Annotated in this window: 21 protein-coding genes; 14 read left to right on the top strand and 7 right to left on the bottom strand. The window is 56.3% G+C overall.

The annotated features are described in order from the left end of the window. Positions 1-795: 795 nt before the first annotated feature. A complete protein-coding gene (locus ABH945_RS26755; protein ID WP_429252526.1) occupies positions 796-2,355 on the top strand; it encodes a hypothetical protein in 1,560 nt (519 codons plus the stop codon). 174 nt (positions 2,356-2,529) lie between these two features. Here ABH945_RS26755 and ABH945_RS26750 read toward each other — a convergent pair whose 3' ends face one another. Continuing rightward, complete coding sequence (locus ABH945_RS26750; protein ID WP_429252525.1) at positions 2,530-3,537, bottom strand: ATP-grasp fold amidoligase family protein; 1,008 nt, start codon at positions 3,535-3,537, stop codon at positions 2,530-2,532. A gap of 50 nt (positions 3,538-3,587) precedes the next feature. Then, positions 3,588-4,511: a helix-turn-helix domain-containing protein gene (locus tag ABH945_RS26745; protein WP_429252623.1), complete on the bottom strand. Its 924-nt coding sequence runs from the start codon at positions 4,509-4,511 to the stop codon at positions 3,588-3,590. A 1,432-nt stretch (positions 4,512-5,943) separates the two neighbouring features. On the opposite strand from ABH945_RS26745, the gene ABH945_RS26740 reads away from it, so the two are divergent. From ABH945_RS26740 to ABH945_RS26715, 6 genes are all read left to right on the top strand, one after another. Continuing rightward, positions 5,944-8,295: a polysaccharide biosynthesis tyrosine autokinase gene (locus ABH945_RS26740; protein ID WP_429252524.1), complete on the top strand. Its 2,352-nt coding sequence runs from the start codon at positions 5,944-5,946 to the stop codon at positions 8,293-8,295. A gap of 60 nt (positions 8,296-8,355) precedes the next feature. After that, positions 8,356-9,471: a glycosyltransferase family 4 protein gene (locus ABH945_RS26735; protein WP_429252523.1), complete on the top strand. Its 1,116-nt coding sequence runs from the start codon at positions 8,356-8,358 to the stop codon at positions 9,469-9,471. A gap of 3 nt (positions 9,472-9,474) precedes the next feature. After that, positions 9,475-10,935 (top strand): hypothetical protein, encoded by a 1,461-nt coding sequence (locus ABH945_RS26730; protein WP_429252522.1) that lies wholly within the window; start codon positions 9,475-9,477, stop codon positions 10,933-10,935. A gap of 118 nt (positions 10,936-11,053) precedes the next feature. Further along, positions 11,054-12,064 carry a glycosyltransferase family A protein gene (locus ABH945_RS26725; protein ID WP_074767341.1) on the top strand — a complete coding sequence of 337 codons (1,011 nt, stop codon included), beginning with the start codon at positions 11,054-11,056 and terminating at the stop codon, positions 12,062-12,064. A 28-nt stretch (positions 12,065-12,092) separates the two neighbouring features. Beyond that, on the top strand, positions 12,093-13,409 hold the full coding sequence (locus ABH945_RS26720) for a lipopolysaccharide biosynthesis protein (protein ID WP_083380019.1): 1,317 nt from the start codon (positions 12,093-12,095) through the stop codon (positions 13,407-13,409). 52 nt (positions 13,410-13,461) lie between these two features. After that, positions 13,462-14,652 (top strand): glycosyltransferase family 4 protein, encoded by a 1,191-nt coding sequence (locus ABH945_RS26715; protein WP_429252622.1) that lies wholly within the window; start codon positions 13,462-13,464, stop codon positions 14,650-14,652. Here the strand turns inward: ABH945_RS26715 and ABH945_RS26710 are convergent. Beyond that, entirely contained in the window at positions 14,628-15,263 is a 636-nt protein-coding gene (locus tag ABH945_RS26710) for a phosphatase PAP2 family protein (protein WP_429252521.1), read from the bottom strand. The genes ABH945_RS26715 and ABH945_RS26710 overlap by 25 nt on opposite strands. Before the next feature lie 96 nt (positions 15,264-15,359). After that, entirely contained in the window at positions 15,360-16,607 is a 1,248-nt protein-coding gene (locus ABH945_RS26705; RefSeq protein ID WP_074767353.1) for an O-antigen ligase family protein, read from the bottom strand. A 665-nt stretch (positions 16,608-17,272) separates the two neighbouring features. Between ABH945_RS26705 and ABH945_RS26700 the strand changes: the two genes are divergently transcribed. The 5 genes from ABH945_RS26700 to ABH945_RS26680 all read left to right on the top strand — a co-directional run bounded on the left by ABH945_RS26700 (position 17,273) and on the right by ABH945_RS26680 (position 22,141). Continuing rightward, entirely contained in the window at positions 17,273-18,787 is a 1,515-nt protein-coding gene (locus ABH945_RS26700; protein ID WP_074767356.1) for a mannose-1-phosphate guanylyltransferase/mannose-6-phosphate isomerase, read from the top strand. 40 nt (positions 18,788-18,827) lie between these two features. Continuing rightward, on the top strand, positions 18,828-20,210 hold the full coding sequence (locus tag ABH945_RS26695) for an undecaprenyl-phosphate glucose phosphotransferase (protein WP_429252520.1): 1,383 nt from the start codon (positions 18,828-18,830) through the stop codon (positions 20,208-20,210). A gap of 81 nt (positions 20,211-20,291) precedes the next feature. Then, positions 20,292-21,350, top strand: a complete 1,059-nt coding sequence (locus ABH945_RS26690) for a sugar-transfer associated ATP-grasp domain-containing protein (RefSeq protein WP_429252519.1) — start codon at positions 20,292-20,294, stop codon at positions 21,348-21,350. A gap of 117 nt (positions 21,351-21,467) precedes the next feature. Beyond that, positions 21,468-21,791 carry a hypothetical protein gene (locus ABH945_RS26685; protein WP_429252518.1) on the top strand — a complete coding sequence of 108 codons (324 nt, stop codon included), beginning with the start codon at positions 21,468-21,470 and terminating at the stop codon, positions 21,789-21,791. Between the two features lie 140 nt (positions 21,792-21,931). Further along, on the top strand, positions 21,932-22,141 hold the full coding sequence (locus ABH945_RS26680; RefSeq protein ID WP_429252517.1) for a hypothetical protein: 210 nt from the start codon (positions 21,932-21,934) through the stop codon (positions 22,139-22,141). Positions 22,142-22,165: 24 nt separating this feature from the next. On the opposite strand, the gene ABH945_RS26675 is transcribed toward ABH945_RS26680, so the two are convergent. Then, on the bottom strand, positions 22,166-22,747 hold the full coding sequence (locus ABH945_RS26675; RefSeq protein WP_429252516.1) for a TetR/AcrR family transcriptional regulator: 582 nt from the start codon (positions 22,745-22,747) through the stop codon (positions 22,166-22,168). Between the two features lie 197 nt (positions 22,748-22,944). Here ABH945_RS26675 and ABH945_RS26670 point away from each other — a divergent pair, with 197 nt between their 5' ends. Continuing rightward, positions 22,945-23,721, top strand: coding sequence for an SDR family NAD(P)-dependent oxidoreductase (locus ABH945_RS26670; protein ID WP_429252621.1), 777 nt, complete (start codon positions 22,945-22,947; stop codon positions 23,719-23,721). Between the two features lie 82 nt (positions 23,722-23,803). Here the strand turns inward: ABH945_RS26670 and ABH945_RS26665 are convergent, their stop codons facing one another. After that, positions 23,804-24,202 (bottom strand): hypothetical protein, encoded by a 399-nt coding sequence (locus tag ABH945_RS26665; protein ID WP_074767373.1) that lies wholly within the window; start codon positions 24,200-24,202, stop codon positions 23,804-23,806. A 353-nt stretch (positions 24,203-24,555) separates the two neighbouring features. On the opposite strand from ABH945_RS26665, the gene ABH945_RS26660 reads away from it, so the two are divergent. Beyond that, positions 24,556-25,860 carry an MFS transporter gene (locus tag ABH945_RS26660; protein WP_429252515.1) on the top strand — a complete coding sequence of 435 codons (1,305 nt, stop codon included), beginning with the start codon at positions 24,556-24,558 and terminating at the stop codon, positions 25,858-25,860. Here ABH945_RS26660 and ABH945_RS26655 read toward each other — a convergent pair. After that, positions 25,835-26,758, bottom strand: a complete 924-nt coding sequence (locus ABH945_RS26655; RefSeq protein ID WP_074767379.1) for a LysR family transcriptional regulator — start codon at positions 26,756-26,758, stop codon at positions 25,835-25,837. The genes ABH945_RS26660 and ABH945_RS26655 overlap by 26 nt on opposite strands. Between the last annotated feature and the right edge of the window lie 17 nt (positions 26,759-26,775).

Genomic DNA, 26,775 nt, shown 5'->3' with positions numbered 1-26,775 from the left:
CACCCACAGCCTCGAAGGCTATATGAAATGCCGAAACCAGAAACCCATCACTGGAGCAAACGAAATTTCGGGCCGATTTGCATTGGCATCTCACGTCATCTTCGTGAAAGCCACGCATATTCTTTCTATTATTTACGTAACGAGTTGTTAATGGTTATGCTCTCTTGCGGTGCATGATGCACCTCACGAAGGCGACTGCTTTAAACACGGCTTTCAAGCACGTTTTACGTATAGGGTCGAAGTCGCAAAGATCGTGTACATCCAATCCTCTGATCAACACGAGAAAACCAGAATTTTTGCGATGCAGGAAATTATTAGATTTATACTATTGGCCGAAAAGTGCTATTTATTCTGTGATTAAGCGGTCAATCCGGGTACGATTTACCCCGGTCGCTGCGGTGGAAGGAATATTTTGCTGAGAGGGTCAGAAGGTCCGTCCCTTTGGGCAAACGTTTGCTTAACAGGCGACTTCGTTTTGTAAACATATGCTTTAAACAGCAACGGGTGTCGCAGTCAGGTCGTCTCCCATCGTACGTTCAAGTAACGTGACGCGCATCGGCTCGCCCCTGGCGATCGCTGATATCCGTTTGCTGGATTATCACGTTTAAAGGGCTTCAAGCCCGGAAGTTTCAATAGAACATCTAAAACGATGTCTGTAATGCGCTAAAAGATTTTAATTTTCTCTGGGCTACGAATTCAAATCGGTTTGTCCTTGCGCATTGAATCACTTGAACCTCCAAAAATAATCTTTGGACTTTTTATCGAGAATTTTCTCGACAGTGGAAACTATTTGCCATGGTAAAACGACGTCAATTTATTGGTGCCCTCACGGCACTGGGTGGAAGTTATCTTTTGAGCGCTTGCGGTGGCGGAGGCTCGGGAGACAATAGCGGCAGTAGTGGATCGGCTGACAGTAAGGCAACCGCCAAATCGAGCACCGCATCGGCGAGCGGCACGACGGTCCCGCCGGCAGCTTCGGTGACCGACAGTTCGGGCAACGTGTGGACGCTGTCGGGCGGCTCGGTCTATCAAAACGGCTCGAAAGCCGAAGACACCTACAACGTTTCGCTCATTCTGTACTACGGCACCACCATTTATCACGAAGGCACTGGCGGCCAGTTCTATGCATGGGGCGGCTCTGGCTGGTCGTCGTGCAACGACCCGCGCCTCGGCGGTACTTCGGCAGACGGCACGACGCTGCCGGCTTCGCCGTACATCATCGACAAGTCCAATGCGATCTGGACTCTCGTCAGTGGCGTGATCTACCGGAACGGCGCGACCGTTGGCAATACCTATAACGTGACGCTGGTGCTCTGGTACGGCGGCAAGATCTGGCATTGCGGTACGGGCGGCCAGTTTTACGTCAATGCGGGTGTCGCTGCGCAGTGGCTGGCGTGTAACGATCCGCGCATTACCCCCACGCAAACCGCAGGCATGTTCTACGGTATCAACGGCCACTACGACTACACCTATACGCCGACGCAACTCGTTTCCATTCTGAAGTCGATGGGTTGCACGAGCTATCGCGTTGGATGTACTGACGACTCGACGTCGTTGAATGCGGTCGTCAAACTGGCGGAGGCATTCCAGTCGGCCGGACTCACGCTGGTGGTTCTCGTTAATCAAGGCGTGTACTCGTCCGGAAGCACGCTGTTCGCCAATGAGTCGGCTGCGTACAGCCGTGGTTATACGGCCGGTTCAACGGTTGCTAACGCGCTGAAGCCGTATGGCGTGACGATCTACGAATGCGGTAACGAGTTGACGCGTCAGAACGGCATCATTATCGATTCGACCAACGCAGGGACGAACGCCGCTGACTTCAACAATTCGAACTGGCCTGTCATGCGTGGTGTGATGCGCGGCATGATCGACGGTGTGAAGTCGGCGCAGTCCAACGCGAAGTGCGGTATCAACTTCTGCGTCGCAGATATCGGTGCGGCCGATGCACTGTGGGACGGTATGCAACCTGACGGCAGTGGCGGTTATCCCACGGTGCGTTGGGACATCACGACGTGGCACAACTACGAAGTGTACGGTGACATCTTCAATATCGGGACCGACGGTGCAGGCCCCGGTTTCGATCTGCCGACGTACTGTAAGGCCCGCTACAACGTGCCGTTCATCATTACGGAGTGGAACACGGGTCCGGAGCAAACCGAGGCGTATCGCGCAAATTACATCACCACGCAACTGGGCGAGTTCTATCAGAACAGAAAGTCGCACAACATTCAGTCGGTGATGTACTACGTGCTCGATAGCGGTGACGACACCTACGGCATTATGGTCAACGGGTCCGCGATCAATCCGTCGTACAGTGCGTTCACGAGCTTCACGTCAGGTCACGCGGATAACTAACACGCGGTTGTCGGTGCCTGTTCTTATGCGAAGGATGTGAAGGAACAGGCACCGCGTGTTGAGCCGCTACAATGGCTTATCTCGCGGCAAGTCCGAGCGGGTGATGGAGGTACTTTCGTATCTCCATCACCCGCTTTTCGCTTTTCGAGCCGGTGGCTTTCCACCCTTCATCTTTCAGGCAAGCAGCTTTCCCCACTCGTAGTCGGTCTTGTCGGGAGTGAATGGCAATACGCCGGCACCGGGCGTGAATGTTAGCTCGCCGAAGTAGACCCGGTTATCCGGCGCATATAGGTCAACGCGAACGTAGTCGAAGTCTTCACATAGCTTGACGGCGGTGTCGAGCACAGTCTGAAGATGCGGAGGACGAGGTGCCGGTTTTGCACTGCGCTTGTAATAGCCAATAGCGATGTCGAGATGATTCCAGTCGACGTCGTACACGTCGCCATGAGTGTCGTTCCCGAATCTGTCCGATATCACCAGGATGTAGATGATGGGTCGTCCCGGCCGACCGCCAAAGCAATGCAGCTTGAAATCCGCAGGTATCTTGCCGCTTTCGTCCAGAAGCAATTGTTCGAAGAAGATGCGTGGTTTGATCTGGCGGTAGTGCCTTTCCCTTGCAATGCTGTAAAACGCGGTCGACAGCCACTTGTCGGCAAGAAGCTGAAGCTTTTCGAAAGATGTGGCAGATTTATTTTTGACCACCTCGACGAAGCTGCTGCCATGATTGGCCTTCATCACAAAGGCGTCCGGCAGCGCGTCGAAGACCTCACGGGTAAATGCGTCGGGCGCCGCGACTAGCGGAATGAGATGTTCCTCGCCAATCTTGCTCGCGATGTATTGCCGAACCGTTAGCTTGTCAGTCAGGCCGATATAGCGAGGATCGGGTCTGAGGCTACGCTGCAGAATCTTTTCGTTAAAGGTGACAGGGCGCACGAGGTTGGGGTACCGCCCGATACACTTATGATGAAGCAGGCTCAGAAACAGCGAGTCCGGCAGCATTGACTTCGCCGCCTCCTTGATCCTTCTGATCACGGAGCCCGACTGCGCCGGAGACTGATATAGCGCTGCTAGTGACTGGCCGGTTTCGGCGAGTACTTTGTCCTCATGCAACTCGAGTTCCTTGCGCAGCAAAACAGATGCGGCGGCTTCTTCTTCGAGCTGGACGGAAGGGGGGGGCGTCATCTCTCAATCCATTAATTGAAGGCGCTACGCGGCTGTTCGGAAGAGCGGGCTCAAGGAGTTTCCTTCAACATCTCAGTCGCCGAATGCCAGCCGTCTTCAGGCGTTAGCCACCGCTCCTCGGATTCGAAGTGCTGTTGCGCGCGAAATTGCGTGGGCGACATGCCATACCGCTCCTTGAACAGTCGGCCCAAACGGTTGCCGTCACCCATTCCACAACGCCGGGCAATCTTGTCGACAGGTAGATCAGTATTCTTCAACATCGTGCAGACGACCTCGAAGCGAGTGCGCAACAGATACTCGAGCGGGGTCATGCCGAATTCGCATTTAAAGCGACGCTGAAAATTGCGCTTGCTCATTGCCGCCGATTCAGCCGCTTTGGCCACTGAAATGGCTTTGCTGTAGTTGTCCTTGATCCACCGCGCCGACTCGCGAATCTTCTCCGTTGTCGTCGTAATGTTCGCGTCGTCGTGTTCGTTCTTGCTCTGCTCGTTGTAAGTGGGGTGCAGAAGACGGGCAATCTTCCTGGCCGTGTCTGAACTGAGATCCCGCTCGATCTGGGAAAGAGCCAGATCGGTTGGCGTTACGCTTGGAGTGGTGCGCATGGCGTCGCTACCGTCATCGAACAGGAAGATCGGTACTGTCGATTGCAATGGATTCCTGCAAACAACCGCGAGATTCGCACCTTGCTGAATCCCGAACGATGCAATCGACCCTTGGCGTGAGATCCACGAGAGAAATCGGTCATTGGATTCCATCGCTTCGGCGGCATCGCGGCACGCGACAAAGAATGCATGAAAATCTGCCAGGTTGTAGCGCTCAAGTGTCTGCGTCCAGATGGAAATGCTGGAAGAACTGGTCACCAGTCCGCCTCCATCCGAGAGCACCGAGAAGCGATAAGGAGGTTCTTCGCCTTCGGCTTTTTCGAACTCGTTGGCCAGCCGAAATGCATCTCCAATAGCTCCCGTAGTCACCATGGAACAGTCCTGAAAAACCAGAAGACCAATGTGTCTCATAGCGCGTAGCCCATTCAGATGCTCTTTGCCGAACGACGTAAAAAAATCGGTCGAGATCATCGTTCTCGTTATCAAACAAACGAGTCACTCACGTAGCGAGATTAGCGCATCGAAATTTTCAAGACGAACTTGGCCGGTATTCATGGGTGTTTGGCGTAATAGTCATGATCGGGGAAATACTTACCTCGCAATTTGCTAAAGGTCGTCCTAATATCTATTTCCACCAGAAACTTTTTCCGTAGCTAATGTGCAAGCCGGCAACTAGAAAGGCTATGAGCCATATGGCTGGCTGCTCCGCGTGGTAAGGGCTGTAGCGGAAAATCGCGTTCTAAACACGCGTTTTTTCTTTTGAACTGTCACTAACGTTCTGTTACAGCGCCAGACCCGCCTTGTATAACTCTGTTACATTAATTGCAGATAGCAACAATGCTTTCTGTTGCCGCTGCATTTGTAACGAAATCAACCTAATCGGCCAATAACACCCGAATTTATGCCCGCTATGATTCGGCCGTTTTTTTGCGGGCTATGCTTCACCGCAACATGGAAAGAAAAATCGTTAGTCCGCATTGAGCGATTTTTCAAATGTTTGAGATGAGTAATTTGCTTTAACGCGCCGTCACCTTGCTGTGGCAAGGTCATGCCAATTACCTTTCTACGGGGCCGCTGGATACCGTGTCCGGACTCTTGCGTGACATTTGGAGTTGTACCTGTCACTCAGAGTGTTGATCGTCTGGTTCTATCGGTCTTGCGTTCGTCGTGTTTCGCCAGCTTCTTATGGGACGAGGCGCGACCGTCTAGTGTTCGCATATAACAAATGACTTTGCAGGGCGTGTGTCTGGGAGGGCACGATGGCGGCTTGCCGACTGGGCGTTAGCAATTCCCGCTCGAGAACTTGTGCCATGGCAATCAGGCAAATGGTCGACCAGGTTGATCCCGGTGGAGGAATGCGCCTTTACCTTCTCCCGCTATGACCATGAGTTTTTTCGTAGAAACATCAAGTATTGAAAGTTCTGGAAACTAATTCGCAATCATATTTCGTAGTACCAATATGAAAGGCTTATGAAGCTATTGGATAGGCGGTTCTTCAGGTTCCATTGGCATTGGAGCACGAGAATGGGCGCCCGTTCAGCGCGGCAATGCCGCTAGCTTCAAGCGGCCTGCTGTAGCGATCAGCATTGCCAGCTAGACCAGTAACAAGCGCCGTACTGTCATCCGTTGTTCATGAAGTTCTGAACACGGTTCTCCGACCTTACTGACCCAGCACGTAACTCCGAGGTGCTGCCGGCCAATCAAGCCAACGCCGGCCGGCGGCGGTTCCAGATCGCGAACTGGTGGTGCAGCAGAGCAGTATCGATTCATTACTCTGCCCATCGAACATGGAAGGATCAAACCGGTGGATTACTACCCTCTGAATTCGCTCTCTCCCGCCGACAACAATGAGCGCGGCCAACTCAGCGCGCGCGGGATGCTCTCCCTGATGCGCGATCACATCTGGGAGATCGTGGTCACTACGGTGATCGTTCTGACGCTGGCGGTGGCCTACCTGCTTATTGCAACGCCAATTTATTCGGCTGACGTACTTGTGCGTGTGGATCCCCCGGAGCCCAATGCGCTAGGTCTGGCATTGCAGAGCCAGGAAGCGATGCCGCCTCCCGCACCGGCGCCCGTGACCGAAATGGCTGTGATGAAAAGTCGTTCGGTGCTTGACCCGGTAATTGATAAATACCGCTTCGACGTGTCGGTGACACCGCACAAGATTCCAATTCTGGGTGATATTGCCGAGAAATTCTCGACGCCTGGAGAACCGGCGGCTCCGTGGCTCGGTCTGAGTTCCTTTGCATGGGGCGGTGAGCGCGTGCAGATTGGCTCGCTGGATGTCCCGATCGATCTCGAAGAAGAGAAGCTCACTTTGATTGCGCTTGCCGGCAATGAATTTGAATTGCTCGGCCCTTCGAATCAGGTTCTGGTTAAGGGCGTGGTGGGTACTCCAGTCACTGACAACGGCGTCTCCCTGCTCGTGAAGCAGCTCGACGCACGGCCGGGCACGAAATTCGAAGTGATTCGCTGGAATGAACTCGACGCGGTTAAACGCTTTGCCGATCTGGTCAAGGTGAGCGACAAGGTCAAGGATTCGGGACTGCTTCAGATCGAATACGCGGACAGGAGCCCCGACAAGGCTGCTGAAGTTGCCAATGCATTGGGGCAGCAATACCTTGCATCCGCCGTGGCCAGCCGTCAGGCCAATGACACCACCACGCTCGCATTCATCAATGGAGAACTCCCCCGTTTGCTTGCGGATCTGCGGAAAGCAGAAGACGCGCTCAAGCATTTCCGTTCGAACTCGCAATCGATGCAGCCGACGAGCGAAGCGCAAGCATATCTTCAGGGCGGAATGGATCTCGACAAGCAGATAGCGACCTTGCAATTGCAACGTACGCAACTCCTCGAGCGCTATCAGCCGGATAGCCGCTGGGTGCAAAGCGTCGATACTCAACTTTCGCAATTGAAAAACGCCAAGGCGCAATTCAATGGCCGTTTTAGCGGAATGCCGTCGTCCGAACGCGAAAGCGTCGACCTTATTCGCGCTCAGAAAGTTGCGGAGACCATTTACCTCGGGATGGTTCAGAAAGCGGAACAGTTACAGGTTCGGCGCGCCAGTACCACGGGCGGTGCGCACATTGTCGACGAGGCGATCCGTCCCCACCGTCCGGTCAAACCTCAGCCCGCAATTGTGCTGGGCGGCGGGCTACTACTGGGTCTTGTCTCCGGCGTTGTGCTGGTCTTCATGCGGCGCCATGTGATGACCGGCGTGACGGATCCGAGATATGTAGAGCGCCGGATGAGCGTGCCCGTCTTTGGCGAGATCCTGTTCAGTCAGCAGCAGTTATCGCTTGATCGTAGTTTTGCTAACTCATCGCGAAAGTCGCTGCCCGGGCTCGGAGGACGAAGCTCTCTTCCGTTCCAGCGCACTGCGCCTGATGTCGAGATGCGCAGTAGCGCCAGTGCAACCGGCGCAACCCGCGCCGCGGCCTCGCTGAACGGCGACAGCAGCAGAGTGCTTGCCGCACGCTTTCCGCACGATACGTCCGTGGAAGGATTGCGAGGCGTGCGCACGGCCGTGACTCGCGATCTCGCCCATGCCCGCAATAACATTCTGATGGTTATCGGCCCGACACCCTCAGCAGGAAAGAGCTTTGTTGCAGCCAATCTCGCGATTCTGCACGCGGAGATCGGTTCCAAGGTCGTGCTGATCGACGCCGATATGCGCCGCGGTCATCTTGCATCGCTATTCGGCGATAGCAATCGCGGCGGCCTTTCCGAAGTACTGTCGGAGCGCATGGCTTTGCGGAGTGCACTGCGATCCACGAGTGTTGAGGGCTTGACCTTCCTCTCGTGTGGGGTGCGTCCGGAAAATCCCGCCGCACTGTTGATGAAGCCTCGTTTTAAAGAGGTTCTGGAGCGGCTCGGCAGCCAGTTCGATATGGTGATTATCGATACGCCTCCATTTCTCGCAGTCACCGACGCATCGATCATCGCGAGCGAAGCCGGTGCATCGCTGCTTGTGCTGCGCTCGGGAATGCAAAGCGAGCAGGAAATCGCCGACACGGTCAAGAAAATGGAGCGTGCCGAGGGACGCATTGCGGGCGCGGTCTTCAACGGTATTCCCCTGCGACGCAGTACACGCAATTACGGCTACGCGACCAACTACGACAGCGACTATGGAGATGTAGAAACAACGCATTGATTTCGTCGGTCGACCAAGTTGCATTTCAACGTTTTGCGGTGTCGTTAAACGGAGAACCAGATGTCTTTTGCTATTAATGGAAAGTTCACTTCGCAACCTGTTACTGGCGTCCAGAGGGTGGCGTATGAACTGACCCGGGCCATGCAGATGCGAGCATTGCCGGGAGACGACCTGGAAGTTTTAGTGCCGGAGAATGTTCGCGAACCCGGGTCATCTCTCAAGCGGCAGCGACGCCTTCGGTGGCTTCGAGGAACGCTTTGGGAGCAGATTACTCTCCCGATCGCAGCGAGAGGAAAGACGCTGCTCAATCTGTGCAATACCAATCCGCTTTTTAAGCGCGGACAGATCGTGATGGTGCATGACATGGCGGTCTACGATGTCCCGTTCGGGTTCTCAAGGAAATTCCGGCTGTGGTATCGAATCTGTTTCTGGGTATTGCCGAGAATGCAACCAGTCATCCTGACGGTGTCGGGCTATTCGAAGATGCGTATCTGTCATCACCTGAAAGTCGATGAATCGCGCGTGACGGTAGTGAATCCCGGCGCCGATCATCTGGACCGGGTGGTGTCGGACTCCGCAGTCATCGGTCGACTGGGACTTGTGAAAGACGCTTACTGCGTAATTGTCGGTAGCCTCGATCCGCGCAAGAACTTGCAGCGCGTTCTCGAAGCTATCGACAAACTGGAGCATCTTTCAGAAGTCAAATTCGTCATTGTGGGCGGTAAGAACTCACGCATCTTCAACAGTGAAGAAACGAAACAGTCCGCACGTGCCGGGCAGGTGCTGTGGGCCGGTTTCGTATCAGATGGAGAGCTGAAGTCGCTTTACGAAAACGCGGCTTGCCTCGTGTTTCCGTCCCTATATGAAGGGTTCGGCTTGCCGCCTCTCGAAGCGATGTATTGCGGGTGCCCGGTGATCGCGTCATCGCGGACCTCGATACCCGAAGCGTGCGGAGATGCCGCGATGTATTGCGACGCATCCTCGGCAGACGACATCGCCGAAAAGCTGTCGCTAATGATGAGCGACGCTGAAATGCGGCAGCATTACCGGACGAAAGGTGTAGCGCACGCGCGTGAGTTTCGCTGGGAACACTCGGCGCAAAAAGTGCTGGAAGTTCTGTACGGCCGTGCAGGAGACCGGCTGCCGGAACTGGCACCCAGAGCGTCGGTGAGCTAGCGCATGCCGGTACGCAACCGAATGGTCAAGGGCACGAGTAGCGTCGGCAGGCGTCGGGCATTGCGAGTACTGGCGGCGCTAACGGGAGCCGCGATTCCTTTAGTAAAGGGAAATGGCGCATTTGCATTGACGCCTAAAGCGAACTCGCTGGATGCGGGCGCTCGCAGAATTACCGATCTGATCGGTACGAATGGATGGGCGGGCTCGGCCAGCGATTTTCAGATGTGGCGCGCGATGGGCATTAGCTGGGGACGTGGTTCGGTCGGTCCAGGGCAACCGGAGGGGCCGGAAGAAGCAATGCGTATCGACAGAACGGGGTCGGCTTTCGACGGAGATCTGCCGACTGTTTTGATTCAGAACGACCGGAATGGAATCGGCTCGCTACTGATTCTCGGATATACGCCGAAATGGAATGCGACCGTGCCAGGCGATTCCAATTCTGCGCCGTTGGATGTCGAAGCCTGGCAGAACTATGTCGAAGCGGTAGTCCGCAAATATTCCGCTGCGCCTTTTAACCTGCGCTATTTCCAGATCTGGAACGAGGCGGCGGGCAAGTTGTCCGGCGGATTGCCGCAAGCCACTTTCTGGCACGGTCCGGACTTCAATAAGGACCAGATGCGGTCTAAGCCTTACGAACGTGCAATGCAGGACTATGTGGAGAAGGTTCACATTCCGGCGGCGAAGATTATCCGCAAGTATCACGCTTACGTGGTGTATGGCGGGTGGCCGGACCAGGGTGGGCTCTCCACATTCCAGCAATGGCTGGAATACAGAAGTCCGGCGTCGAAAGAGCGAATGCTGGATTGGGTCGATTACATCGATACGCACTACCTCCATGTTTCTGACCTGGATTCGCTGTATCAGCAATACGTAAGGAACGGTCCGGCGCGTGGAATCTGGCAGACGGAAATCGGCGATGAGTACATGAAGGATCCGCACTACCTGCCCCGCTATTTTTTCGATTTTGCTGTGTGGGCGCTCGACAGGAATTGGGATGATCCCGACAAGTACCTTTCGATGATTTATCACTGGGACGGCTATGAGCCTTTCCGCCTCACACATCGCGGACCGCCCACGCGAACTTACAACGTGTCGGGGAAAAGCCTGATCGTGCTTCGTCAGACGGCCGGTGGATCGCTGGCAAGCTTGTCGAAGCCATTGCAATTTGATTCCGGCGCGGCGGGAAGCGCGCTGTTTTCCGGCAATGACGTGGTGATGCAGGTAAGTGCGAGTTCAGGCTGGCAGAGCGTCACGGTATCTGGGCTCAAGCCGCCGCGTTCACGCACCGCGCAGATTCAGTTCGTCGACGCGTTGACGGGCGTAGTCAGCCCGCACGATGACGTCGCGCTTACATGGGACGACGCAATGCTGAAGGTCCGATTCAAGGTGCCAGACGAGGTGAACGGTGCAGGCAACAATCCGCCGAAACATCTCGCGTATATCGTCATCCGGCCTCGCGCGTAGCGGGGTGTGTTCGCGAAGGGAAGTTCACTTCGCGCAAAGTGTCATGCCGGCCGAGGTGTTGTCAGTTTCACGGCTGCCGGATTCCGGGTGGCCTAACTTTAGATAGTGTCGAGATACCATGAACCACGCGACCGTTGTGATCTGCAATTACAACTACGAGCACTATCTTGCCGCCGCCATCGATTCGGCGCTTGCACAGGACTATCCGGCAACGCATGTGTTGATCGTCGACGATGGGTCCACCGATGGCTCGCGGGCGATCATCGAACAATACGGAACACGCGTCTCTGCTATCTACAAGGAAAACGGCGGACAGGTCTCCGCTTACAACCAGGCGATCGAAATACTCGACACGGAATTCGCGATTTTTCTCGACTCTGACGATATCCTTTATCCGAGCGTCGTCTCCGAAGTCATGAGCCGCTTCTCTACCGGTCCGTGGGCAAAGGTGCAATTCCGCCTCGACGTAATGGACGGTGCGGGCGCACCAACCGGCGCCTATGTGCCTAATACCGAGCCGCCTGCCGATTGCGGAAAGCTGCTGAAAGGTGGCTGGCTTTATCCGTCACCGCCTGCGTCGGGCAACGCATATCGCGTGAGTGCTCTCAGGGCGATTTTTCCTGTTCCGGAAGAAGGAATCAATCGATACGGCGCTGATTTTTACGCGATTTACGGTGCGGCGCTATCAGGCCCGGTCGCGACTATTTCAAAATCGCTGGGAAGCTATCGGGTGCACAACGCTGGCGGCGCGACCGTGTCGTTCGCCAATTCGGAGCAGCTCACGAAGGCGCCAAAGGCTTTCGGCATGCGTTGGGCGATATTGCGGAATCTCGCCAGAGCGCGTCTTCAGATAGAGCTTCCGCCAAAGTTCTACGACTTCTCGCATGAGAAGGCTACATTCTGTTCGCATGTCTATCAGGCACCGTTTGCTTCGCGATGGCGCTGGATGTGGCGGGATTCCGGCAGTTATCTTCATACGATCGTCGCCAATCCTTTCTGGAGCCTCAAGAAGAAAATGGGCACGCTGGTGCTCTCAGGTTTATGTCTCGTCCCTTACTCGCCACTTTCCGACTTTGTGGTGCGTTATATCTCTAACCCGCTTGCCCGCCGTCGCGTGGCTGGGCGCTGAAGTCCAGAACGCGCGTCAGGAGGACTGTATGGATAGACGAGCGAACGCTAACGTAATTGCGTTTGTCTACGGCGGTTATTTGATGAGGTACGTCTATCTCATCATCGTGGTGCCGTTTTACGGAAGAATTCTGGGGGTGGCGGAATACGGTCGGGTGCTGGCGTCAATGTCGCTGATGAACGTGATATGGATGCTGGTTAGTTACGGATTTACTTTTGTTGGAATGCGCGAGGTGTCGAAAGCGCAATCGGCGGCAGAGTGCAACTCGATCTACTCGTTGCATGTCAGTGCCCGCCTTTTGCTGGGCGTGATGGGTGCGTGCATTGGTGTCGCGGCCACGATGTTGTCGCCAACGTTGTCGGAGCGGCCCGTGATCGGTTTGCTGGCGACCCTGCTGGGGATCGTTTCCGCGATGAATCTCGGCTGGCTGTTTCAGGGGCGTCAACACTTTCGAACCCCCATCATGATCGAGGTGTTCGGATTCGCGTTGAGCCTGGTGCTTGTGCTTAATCTGGTACGAGGACCCAACGACGCAGTATGGGTTCTCGCGAGTCTGCTGGTGGCAGGTATTGCGTCGTCGATCATTTCGTACGGTTTGACGACATGGCAGCTAGGGATGCCGCGCCTGAAGTTCGACGGTGTTGTTCCTCTGGTAAGAAACTCGACGATGCTGTTCTGCTACTCGTCCGGCTCCGTTGTACTTACTGCGTCGTCGACTTATTTACTTACGTTGTTATCGACGCCTGCTCAGGTGGGCTACTTCGGTGCCGCGGAACGATTTGCGACGATAGGACTGGCGTTGATGGGCCCCGCTTCGCAGGTGTTCATTCCCACCATATCGAGGCAGCTTGCACAGGGAGACAAGGAGGGCGCACACGCAACGACGCGTCGGGGCGCCACGTTGTTGATGGGGTACGGACTTCTGGTTCTGTGCGGCGCGCTGACATTGTCGCCGTTTGTACTGCCTCTGATTCTGGGCCCGGCATTTGAGCCGAGTGCCCGCGTATTGCAGATCTTTGCGTGGATGTTTCCACTCGCGGCGTTTAACGAGTTCGTTGCGTTCTATGTTTTTGTACCGAGGAGGAAGGATCGCCTGCTCGCTATAGCAGGTGTCACCTCGGGACTGGTGAATCTGGCTGCGGCGCTATTTCTCGCGCCTAGATATGGCGCCACGGGCATGGCGTCTGCTCGGGTAGTGGGCGAGGCGACATTGGCCGTCATTCTGATGGGCACGATGATCCGTCTCCAACTCGTGGGACTCGTGCCAGGAGCCGAGCGGGCATTAGGAATGTTTCGGGTTGCATGCGGCGTGCGGCCTCAGGCGGGTGCTGCAAAAGACGAATGAATCAGAGTGCTGGACGTGCAGGATCCCGGTTGTAATCTCACAGGAGGTCGAAGTGAAAGTCGCTATTGTTCACGATTGGCTGGTGGTCTCGGGTGGTGCAGAGAAAGTGTTGAAAAATATCATCGAGTGCTTCCCGAAAGCGGACATCTTCTCGATTGTCGATTTTCTGGAGGACCGCGACTGTGTCAAAGGAAAGACTGTCAACACATCGTTCATTCAGCGGATGCCATTTGCCCGCCGACGCTATCGTGCCTACCTGCCACTGATGCCGATTGCTATCGAGCAGGTCGACCTGTCCGGCTATGACCTGGTTATCTCCAGCTCGCATGCAGTGGCGAAAGGCGTGTTGACCGGGCCGAACCAGGTCCATGTCAGCTACGTTCATTCGCCGATCCGGTACGCGTGGGACCTGCAGCATCAATATCTGCGGGAATCGAATCTGAGTCGCGGAATAAAGTCGGTGATGGCGCGCGTGCTGCTTCATTACATTCGAGGATGGGATTCGCGTTCTGCTAACGGCGTCGATCATCTACTCGCAAATTCGCAGTTCATCGCGCGGCGTATCAAGAAGGCTTATCAGCGTGACGCAACGGTTATTTATCCGCCTGTCGATCTGGCGAACATGACGATGCGCGCGCAGAAAGAAGACTTCTACGTGACGGCGTCGCGCATGGTGCCTTACAAGCGTATCGATCTGATCGTTCGTGCCTTTTCGCAGACGCCTGAGCGTCGCCTTGTCGTGATCGGCGACGGTCCCGAGATGAAGAAGATCAAAGCAGTGGCCGGCGACAACGTGACGATTCTGGGACACCAGCCGTCCGATGTTCTGGTCGACTATCTGCAGCGCGCCCGTGCCTTTATATTTGCGGCTGAAGAGGACTTTGGGATCTCAGTGGTCGAAGCTCAGGCGTGTGGAACACCGGTTATTGCGTTCGGCAGAGGCGGCGCACTTGAGTCGGTGATTGGCTTACCGCTCGATCGGCCTACTGGCGTCTTCTTTGGCGAACAGACTCCCGAGTCTTTGCTGGATGCGGTGAGCCGGTTCGAACACAGTTCGCATCTGTTCGACGCGCGGCAATGCCGAAAAAACGCGGAGCGTTTTTCATCCGAAAACTTCAAGACTGCCTTGGTCAATTTTATCGATTCACGAGTGCCTTACGCGTGCGTCGAACAGTTTCTTCCTTATCCGGCCAGGGAGGCTTTGCCAGTCGACGAACATCATTTCGCGGACGTCGCGTCATGAGACAACACGCGATAGCGAATCCGGCTCAGGAGGGCAACGACGGACGGAGCGTGATTGCGGATTTCCGGCGAACGCGTTTCGATCAGATACTGAAATGGCGCCTGATGACCATAGGCAAGCGTTGAGACCAATAGCAAACTGAGAGTGGACCAGAGCGGCTTGAAACGTTCAAAGTCGACATTGACAGCGGCCCGTAAAAAGTACGCCGCAACGAGGACGCCAAGAAGCCAGCCGACAATGACTTCGGGCAGCGAATGTGAGTGATTCAGAAGACGGGAAATTCCGGTAAAGGCTCCAATAACCATACCGGCAATAACGCCTGGAACTGGCGGCAGACGCCACCATTTCAACTGGAGGGTAATGGCCACCATCCAGACGGAAGTCGACAGCATGGCGTGTCCGCTAATGACGCGAAAATCAAATGCCGGGAGGGAGACACCCCAGCCCGCGTAGACAATTTTGGTCGCGCCCACGATGGCGACGCCAACAGCAAGTACTCCGGTTAGCCTGAGCGCCAGGCGAACATCGACGAATGCAATCCAGCCAACGCATAGAGCGGCCACGGGTAAAGTCACGGCGCCGTCGCCGATGTTGGTAAATACGGTCCACATGGAATTTCCCCGTTTTTTTCATTGACCGCCGCCATCGCGCGCGCGAATGCAGAAGCTTTTCTGCGATGAACCGGCGCGATCGCGCCGATTTCCAAATCAGGACATTACTCGATCGACGGCTTTGGATTGTGGCCGCTCGAACACAACGGGAACGACCGCGCGCGACGCGAGCAACAGGGAAATGACAAGCGAAAGAATCAGTACATTAGACGGCGAGACCAGACGGTGTTCGGTTGCGGCCATCACCAGCAGGCACACGGAAGAGATCTCGACAAACCTGAAAGCGGCGAAGTTCTGTCCGCCGCCCATTAGCGCGGATGCTGCTGCTCCGTGCCTGCTCCAGTCGATCAGTTTCCAGAAGAAGCTCAACATCAAGGCGAGCCCGACCACGCCGAGTTCTGCAAGGATGTTCAGGTAGGAGTTATGGGCGTGGGAGTCGCTGTGTTCGATGACCACGTCGGACGGCACGCCAAATAGATGGAAATACGACGTTACGTTGCCGATATGATCGTCGAATGAGCCGAATCCAAGGCCTACGATCGGACTCTGCTCGAAATATGCGAGCGCCCTCGGCCACAACCATTCGTAGCGGATGTTCAGATTGGCGACTTTTTCGTCCTGATTGTGGATCGAGAAGGTATAGCCCATGTAGTCGACGGTTGAATTGGTATGGTAAATCGCCATCGCAATCGAGCCCGCGATGATGGCTGCTATCAGCGTCGCCAGCATCCAGCTCTTACGCCCGAAATAAAGGTAAGGCAGGGTCACCAGCGCGCCGAGTAGCGAGCCTCTGCTGTAGGTGGAAAAAAGCATCAGCCCGCAAGCCACGATCATGCCGAGAATCAGCTTGCTGCGTTTTTGCAGGTAGCACGCGATACCCAGGCAGAACAACATCGCGAAGAAGCCGCCGGCAGCATTGCGCGCGATGAAGTAGCTGCCGAAGCTGTCTCCGGGGTGCGTAAAAATGCTCAGTAAGCCATTTTCAACGATGTAGTAAGCGTAGAGCGGCAGGTTGACGATGACCGCGAACAGGAAAAACGTGCGTAGAACTTTATTCAGGTCCCAGCGGTGTACGTACAGACATCCGGCAAAAATAGGCGCATAGGAAATAAAAAAATTGCCATCGCGTCGGTAGAAATCGAATTCGGCAAAAGAACGCGGATCGTAAAGCAGCGTGGAAACAATGACCACCAACGTGAACGCGGTAAGAGGCGTGATAAATGCGGGGTAACTTCTTCCGAAAAAGCGCCACGAACACAGCACGATCGGAACAAATCCCACCGCGCTTACGGGGACCAGATTGGTAACCGTCAGGAATAATGCAAGTAGCGATATGTAAGCCATTGCAACTCCGAAAATACGAATGGCGAACAGTTTTTTAAGACCTGTTCATGACATCGTATCGACATGGAGCCGGGAACAAAAGGCCGGCATGAACCGACAGTGGACCATGTCGGCGTTTGATTGAACGACTTCGAAACTAAGTGTGTAAAGCCGGGATCAACGAGTGTGCGCATGAAGCGTTCATGAACGGTACCACGGGACGTATTTGATTTCCAACCTCACGCGCTTTTCAACGTGGAGAAACGTGAGCTTGATGTTGGCTGATCGAAGTGCTTAAAAAAACACCTTCCACGAGCAGAGCCAAAACCTCAACTGTTCGCGCCATCCATGCTGTGGTGCAACGTAATCTGACTAAGATGATTTCACCGGGTACTGCTCCCGTGGCACCAGTTGTCTGGCAACGCGGCGACAGGTCTATCGCTGAATGCCATGCTACTGCGATCGGGCCACAACGGTATCCATGCTTTCCGGCACAGCCGGTTTAGCGGCCAAACGTTAGCTCGCAGTGCCGCCGCAAACCACACGGCTTGCCTTGTCCGCCTGTCGAAGGCGTCCTTTTTAAAAAATCACATGAGACAAGCTGGACGCGAGTCGCGTCGCAACGCTTAATGCGTTGACGTCGCGATGGTCGTCTAAGAATGATCTCGAACGTAAAGGAGCTTTAAATGCGCAAGGTGAACGCAGTTGCAGGCGAAACAGATATCGACGCTATCGAACAGGCCTTTGCCGATTATCCACCGCTCGTGCAGGTGATTCTCGCCGGCGGCTCTGGAACCCGCCTGTGGCCCGTATCGCGCGAGCAGTTTCCAAAGCAGCTGATCGATGTGGTGGGCGATAAGACCTTATTGCAAGCCACCATGGGACGCATGGCGGGTTTCAGCAGTTCGTGGGACATCGCGGCGGACCCGGTCATCGTGTGCGGCGCAGAGCATTACTTCGCGACTTACGAACAGGCGCGAGAAATTGGCGTGAATGCGCGGATCGTGGTCGAACCGGCCCGCCGTGATACCGCACCGGCGCTCACACTCGCTGCACTGGCCGCATGCGCTGACGGACAGGATGCCATTCTGGTCACGATGCCTGCGGACCATGCCATTGCCAATCTCGATGCGCTTCATCAGGCCATCGAGATCGCCGCGCGCCACGCGCAAGCGGGATCGATTGCGACGCTCGGTGTTCCGCCCGATCGCGCGGATACGGGATTCGGGTACATCCGTCTAGGCAGCGAATTGCAGGACGGCGCACGTCGTATTGAACGGTTCGTCGAGAAGCCGGCAGCGGAACTCGCCGCACAGTATGTCGAATCCGGTAATTACTGGTGGAATAGCGGGATGTTCGTGGTTCGGTCGTCGGTGTGGCTGGCTGTTATCGAGCGTTTCCAGCCCGATATACACGCCGCTTGCGTCGCAGCCTATCGAGGTGCAAAAAAAGCAGACGAATGCATTATTCCCGATGCCAATGAATTTCTGCGCTCGCCATCGGACTCGATCGACTACGCGGTCATGGAGCACCTCGGCAAAGCAGATTCGCCATTCAGCGGGATTGTCGTGCCGCTCGAAGCGGGCTGGTCGGACCTCGGCTCGTGGGACGCAGTGTGGCAAGCCATGGAGAAGGACGAATTCGGTAATGCGTCGAATGGACGTGTGTTGTTCGAAGGTGCCACGGCGACTTATGCGCGCTCGCAGGGCGGCCGGTTGCTCGCCTGTGTAGGCACGGACAACCTGATCGTGATCGAGACCGACGACGCCGTGCTGGTCGCGGACCGCTCACACGTGCAGGACATCAAGGGACTGGTGACGCGCATCAAGCGGGAGAAGTCTCCCGAGGCCGATGCGCACAGAAAGGTCCGTCGCCCGTGGGGTTTTTACGATTCGATCGATCACGGCGACCGGTTTCAGGTCAAGCGGATCGTCGTGATGCCAGGCGCGCGCCTGTCACTGCAAATGCACCATCACCGCGCGGAGCACTGGGTCGTCGTGAGCGGAACGGCGCTCGTCACGCGGGGAGAGGAGCAGTTTCTACTAGGCGAGAACGAGTCGACTTATATTCCGCTCGGCATACGTCATCGTCTGGAAAACCCGGGACGTGTACCACTTCAGATTATCGAGGTGCAGTCGGGGACCTATCTTGGCGAGGACGATATCGTGAGATTCGACGACAAGTACGGCCGGTGCGGCTAAGTCAGTTGTGTTGAACGGGGCGTGCTCTTAGGGGGCTGCAATGCGATTGATCACGGGTCTGATGGCGAGATTGTTCGACGTGGCGATGATACTGACGGGTGCATTCATTGCCTCGCAGATCCGCTTCGACGGCGGCTCGCAGCGAAGTTTCTATCTTGCGTTCGTGGCGTTTTCAGCGGCGCTCTCGCTGGCGGTTTTTCCAGCATTGGGCGTGTACGAGTCATGGCGCGGCCGCTCGAAACGCGCTCTTTGCGGACATGTCGCACTTGGCTGGCTGGTGGTGCAGGCCTGTGCAATGGCGTTGATGTTCTCATTGCACCGGATCGATTTCGTTTCACGCTTATGGTTCGCGTATTGGACCGGCATGTCGGGCGCTGCGATGATGGCGGGGCGGCTGGTTACGCACATTCTGCTAGGCCGGGTGCGCAATGCCGGTTTGAACCTGCAACAGGTTGCGGTTGCGGCATGCGGAGATCATTGCGATGAAATCATTAGAAAAATGGAGATGTCGCCGGCCGCCGGCTTTCGCGCCAATGCACTCTATAACGTTCGTCCCAGCATTCCCGCTGCAACTACAGCGCCGGTGCGGATGTTCGACGAGCACGCCGCGTTTGTGAAGTACGTCAGGGAACAGGGCATAGGAGAAGTGTGGCTCGCATTACCGCTTACTGAAGAACGAACCATACTCAAGTTAGTCGACGAGTTTCGTAATGATCTGATCAATATCCGTTTCATGCCCGACGTTCGCACTCTGGCGCTTTTCGAGGGCAGTATTACGGATCTGCTGGGTGTGCCGGCAATCAATCTGGCGGCTTCGCCATTGCCGCCTAATGCAATGGTTCAGAAAGAGATGTTCGACCGCCTGTTTGCAGCGGTTGCGATCGTCGCCATATCGCCGATATTGCTGGCCTGTGCGATCGCCGTGAAACTCAGCTCGCCTGGCCCGGTGTTCTTCAGGCAGCGCCGTAAAGGTGCCGATGGGCGCGTGTTCAAAATCTACAAGTTCCGCACCATGCGGCTGCACCAGCAAAAGCAGGGCGTACTCGAACAGGCTACCCGTGGCGATCCTCGCATTACGCGAGTGGGGGGATTCCTGCGCCGTACGAGTCTTGATGAATTGCCGCAGTTCTTCAATGTGCTACGCGGCGATATGTCGGTAGTAGGACCGCGCCCTCATGCGCTCGAACACGACGACCTTTATCAGAACATTGTGTCCGGCTATATTCATCGTTATCGCATCAAGCCCGGCATTACCGGATGGGCGCAGATCAACGGCTTTCGCGGCGAGACCGATCGCATCGAAAAGATGGAAGGCCGGGTGGCGCACGATTTGTACTATTTACGGAACTGGTCGTTCAGACTGGACGTAAAGATCATTTTCGCGACTGTATTCAAGGGGCTTCATCATCCTAACGCGTACTGATGCTTAGATCGAGGTCCCAGTAATACGGTACAGGAAGTCGACCAGAGCAAAGATAGCCATAGTCCGGCTAAGCGAGACACGATGTTATTAGACGTTGACAGTGCAGTGCGGCAGTCGTTGAAGAAGGTGGCGCAGTACAGGTTCCACCAGGATCATGGGGCACAGGCCAGGAGGGCCTTGCAACTGATCGAGAAACAGTACGGCAGGGCGGACCCGGCCAACCTCAAACTGGCCGATGAATACGCGCGCGAAGTATTCGGCGACGGCGTCTACGGGCCCTGGCTTCGGGTGTATGCCGCGTTCAGCGGCACCTTCAAGGAAGGCTGGATTCCGGATAACTTTTACGGGAGCGTCGTCGTGCCGCAACTGCAAGGAGGGTACGGCAAGATTTCCCATTTAAAGCCTATCGCGCGGCTAATATTCGACGGCGGCGAGTTTCCCGACGTAGCCTATTTCGCCAATGGCCTGTTTTTCACGGGGCAAAGCGTGGTGATTCCCGAGCAGGAAGTGAAAAGTGTGGTGTTCCGGGAAGTAGACAGAGTGGTATTCAAGCTGGACGGATCAAGGCGCGGCAGTGGCGTGTTCTTCTTCGACAGAAATAATTTCGATCACGAGATTGTCAAATCGCTGGGTAATGGCGTCATTCAGAAATTCATTATTCAGCACAGTCTGTTTAATACCTTTGCTTCAAAGTCCGTGGCCACGTTGCGCTTCACGACCGTGGTGGACGATCTCGGCGGTATTTCCATTCGAGCCTGTTTTCTTCGTCTTGGTAGGGCGCAGGATACGCACGTCCAGACCGATCACGAGATTTGTGTACCGGTCAATCTCGCGAATGGTGAGCTTTGCCGGGAAGGTTATATGAGCGACTGGGGTCCGACGGAAGTACATCCGGATTCCGGCGTCAGCTTTTCCGGCGTGCGAATTCCGGTCTTCGAACAATGTGTTGCGACCGTGCTCGGTCTGCACAGGAAGATCCCTTTTGTGCGTTGTGTTGGTTGGGATATAGCCGTTGATGCCGACGAGAAGGTTCAGGTGATGGAGTGGAACGGCGAACACAACGATGTGAAGTTCAGCGAAGCCACGCAGGGTCCGTGTTTTTCCGGCCTGAATTGGGAGCGGCTGAAAGTTGTCTCCTGAGCGTCTGCGAGAAAGAAAGGCGTTACCGGTTGTCGCCCATTTGAAAGGCGGCGTGCCGATCAGGCGCGCAGGAAACGCGGGTCTGGCATCTATTCAGAACCCTTACGGAGACAGGACGTGAATGAGCGACTATGGTGCGTCCATATTGAAGGAGTGAACGACTTCATTGCTACCGATTCCCGTGAATCGGCCGAGCAGGAGGCGTTGGCGATCAATGCGCATATCGACCGGGCCGAGAAGGGTCCTCGCGCGCCTCTGTTGCGGGCGGTAGTGGTCGAGTGGCCGTTCACAGCATCAGGTCACGCACGCGCGCTCGACGAAGACTGGAAAGACCTCCAGCAGATGCCGCACCGGCAGTCGACTGCGGCTTCGTCAGGGGGCGTGCTGGTTAATATCGCGCGACGTGTGAGAGGGCTGGTGTCGGTTGCGCGCGGCAAGTAATGATTGCGTGCCGCTACACATGGCCGGTCATTTTGCCGCGGTTGTAACGCGGTAATTTTGCGCAACAGAACCGTAGCCTGAATGTCGGACTATCCCTCTACGATATTGACATTGTCCTCTTTCGATTAACGAGGTGGCCGATGTTGACTCATCACGAACTTGCAACACTTCTACGTCTGCGCGACGCTGAACGTTGTCTCGAAGAACTCGACCCTGAAGTGCTCGCATTGAGCCGCTACGACCTGGTCGAGATTTCCCGGCGTGACGACGGCGATATTTCGACACTCAAGCTAACAGGCCGTGGCCGCGAACTGGCGCGGCGATTGAGCGGTGACAGTGGCGACGTTTAAGTAACGTTGCTGCATTTCCCTGGCTTATGGCGCGGTGCCGCCCTGGGCCACGATCAGATCCAGTGACGCAGAAAGAATCGACCTGGCGAGTTCCTTGTCGTCCACGGCGCGCGCCAGCGTTACCGCACCGACGATTGTCGCGACAATGCCCAACGCTGCACTTTCGCTATGGCCTGCCAGGAGTTGCGCTATTTGCGACGCCAGTGAATGCACATAGGCGGTCAGCCGCTCCCGCACTTCCGGCGACGCATGCCGTGCTTCTCCGGCCAGTGCGCACAAAGCGCAGCCTGTGCCGGGATTCTTGATATGACGTTCGCTGAGAAACGATTCGGCGATGGCCCGCAATGGTTCCTTTGCCTTAAGGCCGCCCGTGCTACCGAGCGCTGCGATACGTTTCCTGCTTTGCGCGACTGCATATTCGAGCGCCTCGACAATCAGCGCGTCACGCGAATCGAAGTGCCCGTAGAACGCGCCATGCGTGAGCCCTGCGCTGCGCATGCAGTCCGCTACACCCAACGCTTCGATCCCATTCTCGCGAATTTGCCGTGCCGCCGTTTCCAGAACGCGCTGCCTGCTTTCCGCTTTTTGTGCCTGTGAATAGCCCATTTCCCGTTCACCGTCTCTTGACATTCTGCATGATGATCATAATACTAAAAATGTGCATGACGATCAACATGCAGAATGACGATGTGGATGGCATTTTTTACCCATCTCTAGCGGCGCGGTGCCGCTTAACCGTTTCATGCATTCCGCTCGCGGCACCATTAGCGACTGCGCGGGCGCTGCAACGAAGGAGAAAGATGATGCGTTTCACAGGAAAGACAGCGTTGGTTACGGGCGGGAATAGCGGAATCGGTTTCGTCACGGCGAAGCTGTTGATTGCCGAAGGCGCGCGAGTGGTGGTCACCGGCCGTGACGGCGCCAAGCTGGACCAGGCGGTGGCTGAGCTAGGTGAAAACGCGCTAGGCGTGCAGGCCAATCTCGATGACGAGGCGCAAATCAACTCGCTGTTCGAACGAATCAGGAGCGAGTTCGGTTCGCTCGACATCGTGTTCGCCAACGCGGGCATTTCTGGGCCGACGCCGCTCGGCGGCACGTCGGCGGCGGCATTCGAGGCAATTCTCCGCACCAATCTGACGGCCGTGTTTCTGACGGTCCAGGCCGCGCTTCCGTTGATGAGCGCGGGCGGAGCAATCGTTCTGAACGGCTCCGTGATGCGCGAACTCGGCGCGCCAGGCTCGGCTGCCTATTCCGCCACGAAGGCGGGAATTACGGGCATGGCGAAGGTGTTTGCCTCCGAACTCGTGCAGCGCGGTATTCGCGTGAATACAGTGATTCCTGGCGGCACGCGTACGCCGATCTGGACGCGTGGTGCAAGAGAAGGTGCCACCCTTGATGGAACAGAGCAGGCTCTGGCGCCACGTGTTCCAATGCAACGTCTTGCCGCGCCGGAAGAAGTGGCGGCAGCGGTGCTGTTTCTTGCTTCGGGTGACGCTTCAGGAATTACCGCTGCGGAGATTGTTGTCGATGGCGGCACGATCGGTGCCCCGTGGGGTGCACCGCTTTTCCGAGCGGCTTGATTGAGTGAATCGAGTGCTTTGAATACATCAACGATCGATTGCCGGAATGACATTTCCGGCAATCGGTCAATAAACACATGCGTCACTCTGACAAAGGCACATCTTCAATCAACTCCGCCTTGACCGCGCGAATCCGGCGATCGACAAAGTACCCACCGCCTTCGACATAGCGCAGATAAAGACGTCGGCAAGTCGTGCATTGCCAGACGCCGCAGCGGTTATACGGAAAGTACCGCGGCGCTATAGGGGCGTTCTCTGCCCAATAAGTCGTTTTGTCCGGCAAGTACTCGCTGTATGTCGGCTCAGGATTGTCTTCCGGCAATAACGTGCCAATTTCCTCGAGTTGAGTTTCGTCGAGCGACAACGGCTGCGATTGCCAGCCGTCCAGTGGTGTTCGGGTACACGAACAGGGCTCGGGCGCGCGCAGTTGCGCGGCGCGTGCGAGGTCGAGGAAGGTTGCAGCATTCAGATATTGCGCCATGTGCCCCATAGTCAAATGTTTCTTATCCGGTCCCGATGGAAGAGGCCCGTGCACTGTCGATGACGTGCCGCGCGTCCTGTTCGGTCATTGTGGCTAATGATATAGCCTGGACGCGTCGTTGCGCGGAATCAGGGATTTCTCGTCAGTCGTCGCAGACGCCCCCTTAGCGATAACCCCGGGTAATCGCAGTATCGAAAGAATTCATTGGTCAATTATCGCTGAGGTTCAGATAATGGTCCGGTAAAAAACTGAGCGCCGCGTCTGCAATCTCTGCATACAGCGCGGCTAAAGGAATCAGGTAAGCCCGAGCCTCGCGTTCTGACGTGAGTGCCGAGGCAAAACCGGAGGAGACAATGTTCCATCGACCCAAGGTCAGCAGGGCGATTCTCGCGATCATGTGCGCGATGTCGTTCATCATGTATCTCGACCGCGTCAATCTGTCGGCGGCTGCGGGTTTGATCCGCGACGATCTGCATCTCAGCAATACACACGTCGGCCTCGTTTTCGCGGCATTCGCGTACACCTACACAATCTGTCAGGTTATCGGCGGATGGGTTAGCGACCGTTTCGGTGCAAAGGTAACGTTGATTACCTGCGCGAGCATCTGGATCGTCGCAACGGTCGCCACCGGTCTGGCGGGCGGCATCGTGTCGCTGTTCTGCGCGCGCATGCTGCTCGGTGTCGGCGAAGGCGCGGCGTTGCCAGCCCAGGCCAGAGCGCTGACCAACTGGTTTCCGTCCAGCAAACGCGGCTTCGTACAAGGGCTGACGCATTCATTCTCGCGCCTTGGCAACGCAATTACGCCACCGTTCGTGGCGTTGCTCGTCGCGTATTCGTCATGGCGTGCATCGTTTCTCGCAGTCGGGGCATTGACGTTTGTGTGGGTCGTGGTCTACGCGTGGTATTTCACCGACAACCCGCGCAAGCATCGTCATATGACGGCGCAGGAGGAACTGGAATTGCCGCCTGCGGCCAAGGTGGTCGTCGAAAAAACGCGTGAGCCGACGCCGTGGCTGCGTTTGCTCAAACGCATTGGCCCGACCATGCTCGTGTACTTCTGCTACGGCTGGACCGGCTGGTTGTTCTTCACCTGGTTGCCCACGTTCTTCATGCACGGTCGCGGTCTCGATCTGAAAAGCTCGGCGATGTTCTCGGCCGGTGTGTTTCTATCCGGCGTGATTGGCAATACAGCGGGCGGAGTAATCAGTGACCGTGTGCTGAAGCGCACGCACAATGTGGTCGCCGCGCGGCGCAACGTGATCATCACGGCCTTTCTCGGCGCATTGATCTTCCTCGCACCGGTGATGGTGGTGAAATCGTTGCCGGTGATGGCGGCGTGCATGAGCCTGTCGTTCTTCTTCCTCGAAATGACGATCGGGCCGATCTGGGCCGTGCCGATGGACATCACGCCGATGCACGTTGGCGTAGCAAGCGGCCTGGTCAATGCAGGCTCGGCAGTCGCGGGGATTTTTACGCCGATTGTGTTCGGTCTCGTCGTCGATCACACGGGTAGCTGGACGCTCCCGTTTGCCGGCTCGCTCGGTTTGCTGGCGGTGGGTATCGTCGCGACGTTCTTCATGCGGCCGGATATTCCGCTTGATTCGATCATCACTCCGGCCACCGAAGCGGGCCTCACGCCGCGCGTATCGAGTCGATGACCAGTTGCGTGGCAGGCGTGATACGGCGGTTCTTGCGCAGAATCAGCCCGTAGGGTGCAAGCCGCCCGCGCAGCGGCGTGGCGACCGCTGCAATCGCGTTCAACTCGACGTAATACTGCGCGACCGAACTCGGCAATACCGCGAGCATGTCCGAGTCGCGCAGTAGCGACAACGTGGTGAGGATCGACGACGTTTCGACCGTGCTGACGGGCGGCGCGACACGCGACTCGCGGAAGGTCTGATCGATCACTTGCCGCATCGGGCTCGGATGCGGCTGAATGATCCACGGGTAGCGTGCGAGTTCGGCGAGTTTGGGGCGCACCGCAGCGTGTGCCATCGGATGGTCGGGGCGTACCACGATCGACAATGCCTCTTCAGCCAGGGTTTCGAAACTGAGATCGAGCGCAGGAAAGCTATCCGGGATGCGGCCGATCACGATATCCAGCTGGTCCTGCTGCAACGATTGCACGAGCACGTCGCTGGTGTCGATCGTGACGGACATCTGCAAACGAGGATGCGCCTCCTTCAATTTGACGATGGTCTGCGTCAGCAATTCCGGTGATGGCGCCATCACCGCGCCAATCCGTACCTTGCCGATATCACCGGCTTCGATGCCGGCCAGTTCCTCGCGCAATTCGTCGAGATCTTCGAACACCACGCGTGCATAGCGCATGACCGCTTCGCCGAAGATGGTCGGTTCCATGCCGCGCGCGTGCCGCACGAATAGCGATACGCCGATCGTGTCCTCCAGTTCCTGTAAGGCTTTTGTAGCCGCAGGCTGGGTCATCGCCATTTCGTCGGCGGCCCGGCGCAACGATTCGGTTTCCGACAACGCGACCATCAATTGCAGATGGCGAAGACGCAGACGTTTGCGTATGGTGGAGGCGGGCGCGATCATGTGAGCGATAACTCCAG

The organism is Paraburkholderia sp. GAS333 (genome assembly GCF_050435665.1).
Taxonomy (GTDB): domain Bacteria; phylum Pseudomonadota; class Gammaproteobacteria; order Burkholderiales; family Burkholderiaceae; genus Paraburkholderia; species Paraburkholderia fungorum_A.
Note: the sequence above shows the minus strand (reverse complement) of the source record. Positions and strands in the feature narration are given on the sequence as shown.